Origin of the sequence: Papillibacter cinnamivorans DSM 12816 (assembly GCF_900176335.1) — a bacterium.
In the GTDB taxonomy this organism is placed as follows: Bacteria; Bacillota; Clostridia; order Oscillospirales; family Oscillospiraceae; genus Papillibacter; species Papillibacter cinnamivorans.
The window spans coordinates 1-12,365 of record NZ_FWXW01000003.1 but is presented as its reverse complement, the minus strand read 5'-3'; the positions used below and the strand labels follow the sequence as shown (position 1 = coordinate 12,365).

The 12,365-nt window shown below is 57.0% G+C and carries 7 protein-coding genes, 2 tRNA genes and 1 rRNA gene; all 10 read left to right on the top strand.

What is annotated here, in order from left to right; all coding sequences use genetic code 11:
* Positions 1-109: 109 nt before the first annotated feature.
* The 10 genes from B9A13_RS04955 to B9A13_RS04910 all read left to right on the top strand — a co-directional run bounded on the left by B9A13_RS04955 (position 110) and on the right by B9A13_RS04910 (position 12,297).
* The gene (locus B9A13_RS04955) at positions 110-766 is read left to right on the top strand and encodes a CoA transferase subunit A (RefSeq protein WP_084233955.1); all 657 of its coding nucleotides are present in this window, start codon (positions 110-112) and stop codon (positions 764-766) included.
* Entirely contained in the window at positions 766-1,422 is a 657-nt protein-coding gene (locus B9A13_RS04950; protein WP_084233954.1) for a 3-oxoacid CoA-transferase subunit B, read from the top strand. The genes B9A13_RS04955 and B9A13_RS04950 overlap by 1 nt, the downstream gene beginning before the upstream one ends.
* 190 nt (positions 1,423-1,612) lie before the next feature.
* Positions 1,613-2,809, top strand: a complete 1,197-nt coding sequence (locus B9A13_RS04945; RefSeq protein WP_242942785.1) for a GlgC family sugar phosphate nucleotidyltransferase — start codon at positions 1,613-1,615, stop codon at positions 2,807-2,809.
* Positions 2,810-2,882: 73 nt separating this feature from the next.
* Positions 2,883-3,842 (top strand): ribose-phosphate pyrophosphokinase, encoded by a 960-nt coding sequence (locus B9A13_RS04940; RefSeq protein ID WP_084233953.1) that lies wholly within the window; start codon positions 2,883-2,885, stop codon positions 3,840-3,842.
* An 80-nt stretch (positions 3,843-3,922) separates the two neighbouring features.
* The gene (pth, locus tag B9A13_RS04935; protein WP_200809685.1) at positions 3,923-4,525 is read left to right on the top strand and encodes an aminoacyl-tRNA hydrolase; all 603 of its coding nucleotides are present in this window, start codon (positions 3,923-3,925) and stop codon (positions 4,523-4,525) included.
* Between the two features lie 189 nt (positions 4,526-4,714).
* Positions 4,715-8,239, top strand: a complete 3,525-nt coding sequence (mfd, locus tag B9A13_RS04930) for a transcription-repair coupling factor (RefSeq protein ID WP_084233952.1) — start codon at positions 4,715-4,717, stop codon at positions 8,237-8,239.
* Positions 8,240-8,369: 130 nt separating this feature from the next.
* On the top strand, positions 8,370-9,560 hold the full coding sequence (locus tag B9A13_RS04925; RefSeq protein WP_159448031.1) for a peptidylprolyl isomerase: 1,191 nt from the start codon (positions 8,370-8,372) through the stop codon (positions 9,558-9,560).
* 769 nt (positions 9,561-10,329) lie between these two features.
* Positions 10,330-11,850, top strand: a 16S ribosomal RNA gene (locus B9A13_RS04920).
* Positions 11,851-12,011: 161 nt separating this feature from the next.
* Positions 12,012-12,087, top strand: a tRNA-Ala gene (locus B9A13_RS04915).
* A 133-nt stretch (positions 12,088-12,220) separates the two neighbouring features.
* A tRNA-Ile gene (locus B9A13_RS04910) sits at positions 12,221-12,297 on the top strand.
* The last annotated feature ends 68 nt before the right edge of the window (positions 12,298-12,365 follow it).

The window sequence follows — 12,365 nt, the reverse complement described above, 5'->3', positions numbered from 1 at the left end:
AATAAGCGTTTGGTGCCGGAATGCGCGGCTTTTGGGTCACGTGCATTCCGGCACAGGAATGCTGAAATAAACGTTCTGACATAATTTTAATTTAGGAGGGTATGCATTCATGGCAAAAATAGTGACAATGAAGGAAGCTGCAGGGATGCTTAAAGACGGAATGTCCGTTATGGTCGCCGGTTTCCTGGGCGCGGGCGGCCCCAGCAAACTCCTGCACGAAATCGCGCAAACCGGAGTAAAGGACCTTACCGTTATGGCAAACGACGGCGCCAAGACAGGCTGGGCCCTCGGCGAGCTCATCTCCAACGGCCAGGTGAAGAAGCTCATCGCCACCCATATCGGACTCAATCCGGAAGTCGGCAAGAAAATGAACGCCGGCGAGATGGAAGTTGAACTGGTTCCCCAGGGTTCCTTCGCCGAAAAGATCCGCGCTGGCGGAGCTGGCCTTGGCGGTGTTCTCACCAAGACCGGCCTCGGCACCATCATTGCCGACGGCAAGCAGGTCATCAATATCGACGGGCAGGAATTTTTGCTTGAAAAACCCCTCCATGCCGACGTGGCTCTGATCTGCGGCTACAAAGTGGACAAGAACGGAAACGTATGGTACAAGGGTTCCGCTCGGAACTTCAACGTTGTGATGGCCACTGCGGCGGACCTTGTCATCTGCGAAGCCGACAATATTGTTGAGCTCGGCGAGATTGAACCGGAGAATGTGATGACTCCTGGCATTCTGGTGGATTATATCGTGGATGGAGGTAAAGCATAATGGATAAGGCTTTGATCAAAGACTATATTGCAAAGCGCGTAGCCAAGGAACTCAAAGACGGCGATGTGGTCAATCTCGGCATCGGCCTGCCGACTCTTGTCCCGAACTATCTGCCCGCGGGCGTTAAAGTGATCCTCCAGGCGGAGAACGGCATTGTGGGCGTCGGCCCGAAGCCTACTCCGGAAGAAGCCAGCCCGTATGTGTTTGACGCCGGCGGCGGACCTGCCTCCGTTGCTTTGGGCGGCGCCTTTGTGGACAGCTCCGCATCTTTCGGCCTGATCCGCGGCAAACATGTGGACGCCACGGTTCTGGGTGCTCTTCAGGTGGATGAAAAGGGAAATCTCGCAAACTGGATCGTTCCCGGCAAAATGGTTCCCGGCATGGGCGGCGCCATGGACCTGGTTGCGTATGCCAAGCAGGTGATTATCGCCATGGAGCACACGCAGAAGGGCGAGCATAAGATCCTGACCCAGTGCACCCTGCCGTACACGGCTGTGGGCGTGGTCACCCTTATTGTTACGGAAATGGGCGTCATGAAGGTTACCCCCAAGGGACTTCTCCTGACCGAATACAATCCCGAATTCACCGTGGAAGACATCCAGGCTGCCACGGGCTGCAAGCTGATTATCTCACCGGATCTCAAACCCATGGCGTAAATTTCAGCCTGAGAAGCCGGTATGCTGGGTTCAGCATACCGGCTTCGGATTCCCTTTGCGTATTGTTCCGTACGGATGGGATGCTCCGGTCCTCGGCGGCCGGCAGCAGGATTTTTATAAAAATTATGCTGTCTTCCATGCACTTAATATGGAAATTTGGTATAATGGCAGACAGAAGGGGGGTATCTTCGTGAGGGACGTATGTGCGATTGTCTTTTTTCCGGACGATGCGGCCCGCGAAGGGCTCGAAAAACCGCTGATGCTGCAGAAAGCGCTCTTTTGTCCTGTGGCCGCGTGGGTGGCGCAGGCGCTGAGCGCTGTGGGCGTGGAGCGGTTTTTTCTTGTCTGCCACGATAAATATAAGGAAGAAGCCGTATCCTGCTTTCCGGAAGGAAGTGTTGTGACCGCCGGGAGCGAAAACCCCGCGGAGCAGCTGCGGGCTTTTCTCTCGGAGCAGGAAACCGGCGAGGTGGTGGTGGTGACGCGGCCGACCCTGATTCTGGACGGCGGCGTCCGGATATTCCGGGATGAGCTGCCGCAGCCGAAAAAGGGAAAACCCACCGGCCTTTTCCGCCTGGAGTTGGAGACAATGAAAACGGCGCTGGAAGGCGGCGAAGATTTCCGGAAGCTTCTGGCCGACAAGGGGCGGGAACTGCTCCGGACGGATTCGGAAAATGCACTTCCTCCCGCTCTGTCCGTTGAATCCGCCTCGGATTTATACCAGGTCCAGCAAATCGCCAGATATGATGTGATCGCCCGCCATGTTAGCGCCGGCGTGCAGTTTCTGGACGCAAATCAGGTATATATTGATCCCCGGGTCCGTATCGGAAAGGGAACGTTCATCCTCCCGGGGACGATCCTCCGGGGAAATACCTCCATCGGCTTGGACTGCGAGCTCGGCCCAAACGCCATGATCACCGACTGCACGGTGGGAGACGGCACCCTTGTAAACGCCTCCCAGCTCAATGAAAGCGTGATTGGCAGCCGGACCAAGATCGGGCCCTTTGCGTACGTGCGCCCTAACTGCGTTATTGGAGATGGAAATAAGATCGGCGATTTTGTTGAGGTTAAGAACTCCAACCTGGGCGAAGGAGTTAAAATATCTCATCTTACTTATGTGGGCGATTCCGACATCGGCTCGGACGTGAATCTGGGCTGCGGTACGGTTACGGTGAATTACGACGGGAACACCAAGGCCCGCACCGTGGTGGGCGAGGGCGCCTTTGTGGGCTGCAACACCAATCTCATCGCTCCCGTTGTAGTGGGCGAGGGGGCGTACGTGGCTGCCGGCTCCACCATTACGGAGGACGTACCTCCGGGAAGTCTTGCCATTGCCCGGGCCCAGCAGACCGTCAAAAAGCAGTGGGTGCATAAACGGCGGAAATAAAATAAGGCGGGGGAGCAGAGGGTGCTTGCCCCGTTGACGGTAAAAACATCTGAGGAAAGTGAGAGGAAATCCGATGATAGCACACGGCAAGGACATAAAGGTATTTACGGGAAATTCCAACAAGAAGCTCGCGGAGGGCATCTGCAAGGAGATGGGGCTGAAGCTGGGTGAATCCGAGGTGGGAAAGTTTTCCGACGGCGAAATCTTTGTGTCCATCTTCGAGACCGTCCGCGGATCGGACGCTTTTGTGGTTCAGTCCACCTGCGCGCCGGTCAACGACAATCTTATGGAGATGCTCATCATGATCGACGCCCTGAAGCGGGCTTCCGCCGGAAGGATCACAGCGGTGATCCCTTATTTCGGCTATGCCCGCCAGGACAGAAAGGCAAAAGCCAGGGACCCGATTTCCGCGAAACTGGTGGCAAATCTCATCACCCGTGCCGGGGCGGACCGGGTGCTCACCATGGACCTGCATGCCGCACAAATCCAGGGATTTTTCGATATCCCGGTGGACAATCTCCTGGGCAATCCCATCTTTGCCCGCTATTTCAGCAGAAAATTCGCCTCGGAGCATGAGAATATGGTGGTGGTGTCCCCCGACGTGGGTTCGGTGGCCCGGGCCAGGGTGTTTGCCCAGAAGCTGGGGATGTCCCTTGCCATCGTGGACAAGCGGCGCCAGAAGGCCAATTCCTCGGAAGTGATGAATATCATAGGCGACGTGCGGGGAAAAGACGTGATCCTCTTCGACGATATGGTGGACACGGCCGGCAGCATCTGCGGCGCAGCCCAGGCCCTGGTGGAGATCGGCGGGGCGAAGGAGGTCTATGCCTGCGCTTCTCACGGCGTCCTTTCGGGTCCCGCCATCGAGCGGCTGCAGAAGAGCGTGATCAAGGAAGCCGTGTTCCTGGATACCGTTCCCCTTCGTCCGGAATGCGACTGCGATAAAATCAAGTTCCTGCCGGTGGCGCCCATGTTTGCCGAGGCCATCGAGCGGATCTATGAGGAAGTGTCCATCTCCAAGCTGTTTATTTAACGGCTGTATTCCGGCGGGACGAAGCCGTGCCCGCCGTCGTGCGGGAGCAAATCTGCAGGAATGCGGGCGGGATGTGCGGTATGTGGTTTTCAAATCGAAGAATGCGCGGCGCGCCGGGATGGCTCCTGGTCTGCCTTGGAAATCCCGGGCCCAAGTATGCAAAGACCCGGCACAACGTGGGCTTCCGTATGGCGGACGCCCTTGCTCGGCAGCAGTCCGCGCGCCTGGACCATCTGAAGTTCAAGGCCCTGACGGGTACGGTGTCCCTGGGAGAGGAAAAGGTGCTGATTCTCAAGCCTCAGACCTTTATGAACCTCAGCGGGGAATCGGTCCGGGAGGCGTCCGGTTACTTCAAAATTCCGGCGGAGAAAATTCTGGTGGTTTTCGACGATATCTCTTTGCCCCCGGGAAAGCTCCGGATCCGCAAGAGCGGAAGCGCGGGGGGGCACAACGGAATTAAGAGCATTATCTCCTGCCTTGGGTCGGATCAGTTCCCCCGCGTCAAGATCGGGGTGGGTGCTCCGCCAAACCCGGAGTACGACCTGGCAGACTGGGTTTTGGGAACGTTTTCCCAGCAGGAAGGCAAAGCGGTGGACCAAGCGGTGGAAAACGCGATCCAGGCGGTTTCGGAGATCGTAAAAAACGGCCCCGATGCCGCGATGAACAGGTATAATGGCCTGTAAAGGCAGATACCATAGTATTGATAAAGAATAAAAAAGGCTTTCAATCCCATTTTCCGCGGATTGCCGGGGATACTCCCGCCGCTCCGGGCGGCAGCTTGTGTCCGGGTGTCCGATATGCCTGCGGGAGATAGGTTTAGGGGGAAAGCTTTTTCTTGCTATTTCCATATTTTTACATTGAGGAGGCGCGCCATGCGCTTTTTAACGGAAGCGGTTGCACAGCTTCCGGAATTCGGAGAAATGCTGTCGAGGGTTCAGAGCGGAGACGGCCCGGTTGCCCTGACGGGACTCGGGCCGGTGCAGCGCGCCCATATAGGCGCTGCCCTTCGGGTCCTTACCGGAAGGCCTCTTCTGATCCTCTGCGCGGATGAGGAGGAGGCCGCGAGGCTTTCCCCCGATCTGGAAAGTCTCTCGGGGGAAAAGCCGGTGATCCTGGGGGCCAGGGAGTTCACCTTTTACAACGCTTCGGTGGTTTCCCGCCAATGGGAGCACCGCCGGCTTGCGGCCCTCTATTCCATGAGCGCGGGAAAGGCCCCCGTGGTGCTCGCCACGGTGGACGGGATGCTTCAGCGGACCATTCCGAAGGATTTGTTCGATTCTTCCGTATTCCGTCTTGCCCTGGGAGAAAGTTATGACCTGGAAGGGCTCGCGGATCATCTGACGCGCATCGGTTACACCCGGTGCCAGCAGGTGGAGGGCGGCGGCCAGTTCGCGGTTCGCGGAGGGATTCTGGATTATTTCTCTCCGGGCGGGGAACATCCTGTCCGAGCGGAATTTTTCGGGGACGAATTGGACTCTTTGGGCTATTTCGACACCGGCACCCAGAGAAAGATCCAGCAGATCCAAAACGCGGTTATTTTGCCGGCCGCCGAAACCCTTCCGGAATTGACGCCCGGAGGCGTTTCGGGATTGCAGGGGGAACTGGAAAAGCTCATAAAAAAGGTGTCGCGCCGGAAGGGAGATCATGCCGTCCTGCTCAAAACCCTGGAAGCGGATCGGGAGAGGCTGGGGGAAAGGATGGCTTTCCCCGCCGCGGACCGGTATATGGATTTGATCTATCCCCGGATGGCCGCGGCGGCCGACTATATGATGGAGGATGCCGTGATTCTGGTGAGCGAAACCGCCAGGATCCGGGAAAGGGCCAAGAGCTACGCATGGCAGCTGCAGCAGGATGCCGAGGCTCTGCTGGAATCCGGCGCCCTGGCCGGCGAGCTGGCGAAGTTTTCCTGGGACCTGAACGATCTGATCCGGAGTTTTGCTTCTTTTCCCGTGGTAATGCTGGAGCCCTTTGCCGCTTCCCGGTATCTTCTGCCGCCGCGAAAACTTCTTTCCATTTCCGCAAAGCAGATTCCCTCGTACGGGGGGAACCTGGATACCGCCCTGGGCGACCTCGGTTATTATGTCCGCTCGGGATACCGCACGGCGGTGCTGTGCGCCAACGAGAGAAGGGCCGGGGCGCTGAAGGATTTGCTGGCGGAACATAAAATACCGGCCGTGCTGGATCTGCTCCCGGCCCGCCTTCCCGAGCCGGGAAGCGTTCTGGTTTCCGTGGGGCAGCTTTCGGGAGGACTGGAGTATCCGGGAATCCGCCTGGCGGTAATCACCGAAGGCCAGATTCTCGCCTCCCGGCCGAAGTCCAGGAGCAAAAAGCGCGAGATGTCCAGCCGGGAGCGCCTGGCCGGATATTCGGATCTTTCTCCCGGCGACCTGGTGGTGCACGTGCATCACGGCGTGGGCCGGTTTGTGGAGATCGTCAAAATGCCGGTGGACGGCGCGGAAAAGGACTACATCAAGATAGCGTACGCAGGCGGAGACAATCTGTATGTTCCGGCGACCCAGCTGGACCTGGTTTCCAAATATATCGGCGTCGGGGAAACGGCCGGCATGAAGCTCAGCCGCTTGGGCGGGGCGGAGTGGAGTAAGGCCAAGGCTAAAGCCAAAAGTGCCGCGAAGGACCTCGCCAAAGGACTCATAGCCCTCTACGCCGAGCGGATGCGCAGGAAGGGGCACGCTTTTGCTCCCGACACCGTGTGGCAGACCGAGTTTGAGGAAGCCTTCGAGTATAAGGAGACGGAGGACCAGCTCCGGTGCTCCCGGGAGGTCAAGGAAAACATGGAGGTCCCCGTTCCCATGGACCGTCTGCTTTGCGGGGACGTGGGATACGGAAAGACGGAGGTGGCCTTCCGGGCCGCCATGAAGTGCATTCTGGACGGGAAGCAGGCTGCCATACTGGTCCCAACCACCGTGCTGGCCCAGCAGCACTATGCCACGGCCATGCACCGCTTCCGGGGATACCCTGTGAAAATCGACGTGCTAAGCCGTTTCCGCTCGGCCTCCCAGCACAGGGAAACGGTGCGCCGTACGCGGGAGGGCGGTGTGGACCTTCTTATCGGTACCCACCGACTTTTGCAGAAAGACGTGAAATTCAAGGACCTGGGGCTTCTCATCATCGATGAGGAACAGCGCTTCGGCGTTTCCCATAAGGAACGGCTCAAGGAGATTGCCCGCCAGGTGGACGTGCTGACCCTGACAGCCACTCCCATCCCACGCACGCTGAATATGGCTCTGTCCGGGATACGGGACATTTCCATGCTGGAAGAGCCGCCTCAGGACCGCCAACCGGTCCAGACCTATGTGCTGGAACACGACTGGGGCATCCTGGCCGACGCCATGCGCAAGGAGATCGGACGGGGCGGGCAGGTGTATTATCTGCACAACCGGATTGAGACCATCGAGCGGACGGCCGCCCGGATTTCCGGCATGATGGAGGGGGCCCGCGTCGCCGTGGCACACGGAAAAATGGACGAGGAAGCTCTCAGCGACGTGATGCAGCAGATGATTGACGGGGAAATTCAGATTCTGGTTTGTACTACTATAATAGAAACAGGCATAGATATTCCCAATGTCAATACACTGATTATTGAAGATGCCGACAAGCTGGGGCTTGCCCAGCTCCATCAGATCCGCGGCCGGGTGGGCAGAAGCTCGCGTCATGCCTTTGCCTACATGACCTTCCGCCAGGGAAAAGCTCTCAGCGAAACCGCATCCAAGCGTCTTTCCGCCATCCGGGAATTTGCCGAGTTCGGCTCGGGCTTCAAAATAGCCATGCGGGACCTGGAGATCCGCGGCGCGGGCAACGTTCTGGGGCCGGAGCAGTCCGGCTACATGCTCAGCGTGGGCTACGATATGTATCTGATGCTGCTGGAGGAGGCGGTCCTGGAGGAAAAGGGGGAGCGCCCGGTTCAGGCTGCCGAATGCGCCGCCGACCTTGCGGTGTCCGCAAACATTCCCGAGCGGTATGTGCCTTCCGCCGAACAGAGGATTGACCTGTACCGCCGGATTGCTCTCATCCGCACCAAAGATGACGCGGAGGATATGGTGGATGAACTCATCGACCGTTACGGAGAGCCTCCCGCCAGCGTGCGGGCCCTAATCTCCGTGGCTCTGCTGCGCGCCGCCGCTTCGGCTGCCTCCATTACGGAGATATCCCAGAAGGAAGGCCGGCTGATTCTGACCCTTGCGGAGTTCGATCTCAAGCACATTTCCTCCCTCTGCGCCCGGCGGGAGTACAAGGGAAAGCTTCTCTTTTCGGCGGGAGAGCGCCCGTATCTGTCTCTGCGTGTGGGCAAAGAAGAGGATATCCTCGCCGCGGCGGAAAAAGTGGTGGCGGCGTACGCGCAGTCGAAACAGGCGGAGGAAATACCGGACATGAAATAGGCCCCGGGAAAGCAATTATTAATTTTTGGTGAATTACCTGCCTGTCAGGTTGCCTCCGGCAGGGAAAGATGGTATAGTAAAGCCATCGGAAGATAAAAGTAAAATAATGGAAAGGGGAACGGCGGGGATCATGATAAGCTACAGGAAGATCACCGGACTGCTCTTGACGGCGGCTCTTGCTGCCGGGATTCTAACCGGCTGCGGAGGAACGAAGGGGGATACGGACAGCCTGGTATACAAAGCTGCGGGAGTGACTCCGGAAACCGTCCTGATGACGGTGAACGGAATAGATGTGACGGCGGAAGTGTATTACTATTGGCTGGCCTACAGCTGCGACTACATGGCCCAATACAGCGACACCGGCGAAATCGATTGGGAGGAAATGCAGCAGGCGGACGAGGAGGAAGCGGAAGTTTCCACTGCCGATTATGTGAAGGACGACGCGCTGAATATAGCAAAGCTCTACGCCGTGGTGGAAGCGAAGGCGAAGGAGTACGACTGCGGGCTGACCGAAGAGGATCAGAGCAATCTGGACAGCATGCGCGCAAGTTTCGTCAGCCAGTTGGGCGGAGAAGAAGCGTATGCGGAGAAGATGCGCAGCATCGGCCTGTCTGACGAGACCTTTATGAAGCTCAACTCGGTATCTTATATGTATCAGAACCTGAAGAGCAACCTCTACACGGAGGGCGGGGCCTTTTACCCCACCGATGAGGAGCTCACCCAGTATGCAGGCGACAACGGATATCTCCATGCCAATCATATTCTGTTTTCCACTCTGGACGACGACGGCAATCCCATTCCGGACGACGAAAAGGCGAAGGTTCTCGCCCAGGCGAAGGAAGTGCTGGCTCAGCTGCGTGCCAGTGACGATCCCCTGACGCTGTTCAATACCCTTGCCGCGGAATATACGGACGATACGGGCTATTCCTCCAATCCCGACGGTTATCAGTTTACTCCGGGGACGATGGTGGAGGATTTCGAATCGGCGGTGCAGAACCTTGACATCAATGAGATCAGCGACATCGTGGAGACCGACTTCGGATACCATATTATTCTCCGTCTTCCGGTAGACACCTCCAAGCTGGTGGATGACTACAGCGACCAGAATTTTGACGAGAGAATCAATCAGTGGCAGGAAGAAGCGAAAGTCTCATTTAAGAGCGCCTACGATAAGGTGGACCCGGAGGCCTATTATACCAAGCTGCTGACCCTCCGCGAGGAGCTGGAGGCAGAGGCCGAGGCGGAAGCGGAAGCCGGCGACAACGCCGCCGAGGCTACCGATGCCGGCGCCGCATCTCCCTCTCCCACCGCGGCGGGATAAAGGCGATAAGGCCGGTAACTAATTGAATGTAGCGTCCGCGCCGGCATATGCCGGCGCGGACGTTTCACTCTTCCGGCGAATTTTTCTCTCTCACCGCCGAAAAACGGTTTCCGGGTTAAAAAAGAGTAATAAAATCGGCGGATGAGAATATACTGGTGTGTATTGGACATTCCGTAAAAATGGAAGTGCAAAATAGGTAAAATAGGCTTGACAGGGAGGAAGAGAAATGGTATATTAACGGAGCGCCTGAAGGGGGAGACCCGGAAGGGCGGTTTTTTGACCCCAGTCAGAAGGGGAAAGCGAGCCGAAAAAAGGTGGAGAAAGGCGCCGAAAAGGAGTTGACAAAGGCTCCTGGTGGTGCTAAACTGTAAAAGTTGCCGCGGGTGGCCGGGAGCTGGGCCTGGGATCGGAAACGGTCGAAAGGGAAAGCAAAGGGTTGACAAGCGGCGGCCGGTATGGTATGATGTAACTCCGCCTGAAGAGGCAGTGCACCTTGTAAATTAAACAACGTGACAAAAAAAGCACCAGAAAAGTACTTTGAGTTGTCGAAACTGTTGATTGTAGACAGAGTAGATGACAAAAGAAAACAAGAGCTTGATTAAGCTCGATAAAATGATTTTAGTGCCCAAGGATCCAGCAGGGACCCGCCGAAAGGCGGGACGCCGCCGAGAGGCGGCGCAGGCCGACGGAATTCACTTTCGGCGGCCGCAAAAAATGTCTGCGGGGTCCCCGCGGAACCGAAAGGTTAAGCGGGGCATTAAGATACCATATTATTGAGAGTTTGATCCTGGCTCAGGACGAACGCTGGCGGCGTGCCTAACACATGCAAGTCGAACGAAAATACCAAAGCAGCAATGCGGGGGTATTTTAGTGGCGGACGGGTGAGTAACGCGTGAGCAATCTGCCTTTTGGAGGGGGATACCGACTGGAAACGGTCGTTAATACCGCATAACGTATATGGACGACATCGTCCGTATACCAAAGGAGCAATCCGCCGAAAGATGAGCTCGCGTCTGATTAGCTAGTTGGCGGGGTAAAGGCCCACCAAGGCGACGATCAGTAGCCGGACTGAGAGGTTGAACGGCCACATTGGGACTGAGATACGGCCCAGACTCCTACGGGAGGCAGCAGTGGGGAATATTGGGCAATGGGCGAAAGCCTGACCCAGCAACGCCGCGTGAAGGAAGAAGGCCTTCGGGTTGTAAACTTCTTTGACCAGGGAAGAAGAAGTGACGGTACCTGGAAAACAAGCCACGGCTAACTACGTGCCAGCAGCCGCGGTAATACGTAGGTGGCAAGCGTTGTCCGGATTTACTGGGTGTAAAGGGCGTGTAGGCGGGATTGCAAGTCAGATGTGAAATGCCGGGGCTTAACCCCGGAGCTGCATTTGAAACTGTAGTTCTTGAGTGATGGAGAGGCAGGCGGAATTCCTAGTGTAGCGGTGAAATGCGTAGATATTAGGAGGAACACCAGTGGCGAAGGCGGCCTGCTGGACATTAACTGACGCTGAGGCGCGAAAGCGTGGGGAGCAAACAGGATTAGATACCCTGGTAGTCCACGCTGTAAACGATGGATACTAGGTGTGGGAGGTCTGACCCCTTCCGTGCCGGAGTTAACACAATAAGTATCCCACCTGGGGAGTACGATCGCAAGGTTGAAACTCAAAGGAATTGACGGGGGCCCGCACAAGCAGTGGAGTATGTGGTTTAATTCGAAGCAACGCGAAGAACCTTACCAGGATTTGACATCCTACTAACGAGGTAGAGATACGTCAGGTGCCCTTCGGGGAAAGTAGAGACAGGTGGTGCATGGTTGTCGTCAGCTCGTGTCGTGAGATGTTGGGTTAAGTCCCGCAACGAGCGCAACCCTTATTGCTAGTTGCTACGCAAGAGCACTCTAGCGAGACTGCCGTTGACAAAACGGAGGAAGGCGGGGACGACGTCAAATCATCATGCCCCTTATGTCCTGGGCTACACACGTACTACAATGGCGGTTAACAGAGGGAAGCAAGACAGTGATGTGGAGCAAATCCCTAAAAACCGTCTCAGTTCGGATCGCAGGCTGCAACCCGCCTGCGTGAAGTCGGAATTGCTAGTAATCGCGGATCAGCATGCCGCGGTGAATACGTTCCCGGGCCTTGTACACACCGCCCGTCACACCATGAGAGTCGGGAATACCCGAAGTCCGTAGTCTAACCGCAAGGGGGACGCGGCCGAAGGTAGGTTCGATAATTGGGGTGAAGTCGTAACAAGGTAGCCGTATCGGAAGGTGCGGCTGGATCACCTCCTTTCTAAGGAGACTATACCGGTACACAGATATCGGTACAGGTCCTAGGTCAGTCTTTTTTGGAGCGAAAACGTCACGTTGTTTAATTTAGAGGGTGCACAACCCTGCGGAGCGAGCTTTTCCGCCCCGCGGAGAAGCGAGACGCAACGGAGTCCGCGACGACGCGGGGGTGTAGCTCAGCTGGGAGAGCACCTGCTTTGCAAGCAGGGGGTCAGCGGTTCGATTCCGCTCATCTCCACCATACGGTCCGCAGATTGCGTTTTCCCCGGCGCAAAGCCCAGCGCAGCGGGTTTGAGCCGGAGAGGAGGAGCGACGGAGCGAGCGAGCTTTACCGTCGGCGGTGAAGCGAGAGGAAGCGAAGTCCGCGACGACGAGGGCTCATAGCTCAGGTGGTTAGAGCGCGCGCCTGATAAGCGCGAGGTCGATGGTTCGAGTCCATTTGAGCCCACCATTTTTTCAAAATACGGTGGGCGGAGTAATCGGAAGCGCTTACACCGAAGGTATAAGGACGCGGTACGT

Excerpts from the sequence above, each read along its gene's own strand:
- B9A13_RS04955 (WP_084233955.1), top strand. The coding sequence starts at position 110 with ATGGCAAAAATAGTGACAATGAAGGAAGCTGCAGGGATGCTTAAAGAC.
- B9A13_RS04940 (WP_084233953.1), top strand. The coding sequence starts at position 2,883 with ATGATAGCACACGGCAAGGACATAAAGGTATTTACGGGAAATTCCAAC.
- B9A13_RS04925 (WP_159448031.1), top strand. The coding sequence starts at position 8,370 with ATGATAAGCTACAGGAAGATCACCGGACTGCTCTTGACGGCGGCTCTT.
- mfd (WP_084233952.1), top strand. The coding sequence starts at position 4,715 with ATGCGCTTTTTAACGGAAGCGGTTGCACAGCTTCCGGAATTCGGAGAA.
- pth (WP_200809685.1), top strand. The coding sequence starts at position 3,923 with ATGTGGTTTTCAAATCGAAGAATGCGCGGCGCGCCGGGATGGCTCCTG.
- B9A13_RS04950 (WP_084233954.1), top strand. The coding sequence starts at position 766 with ATGGATAAGGCTTTGATCAAAGACTATATTGCAAAGCGCGTAGCCAAG.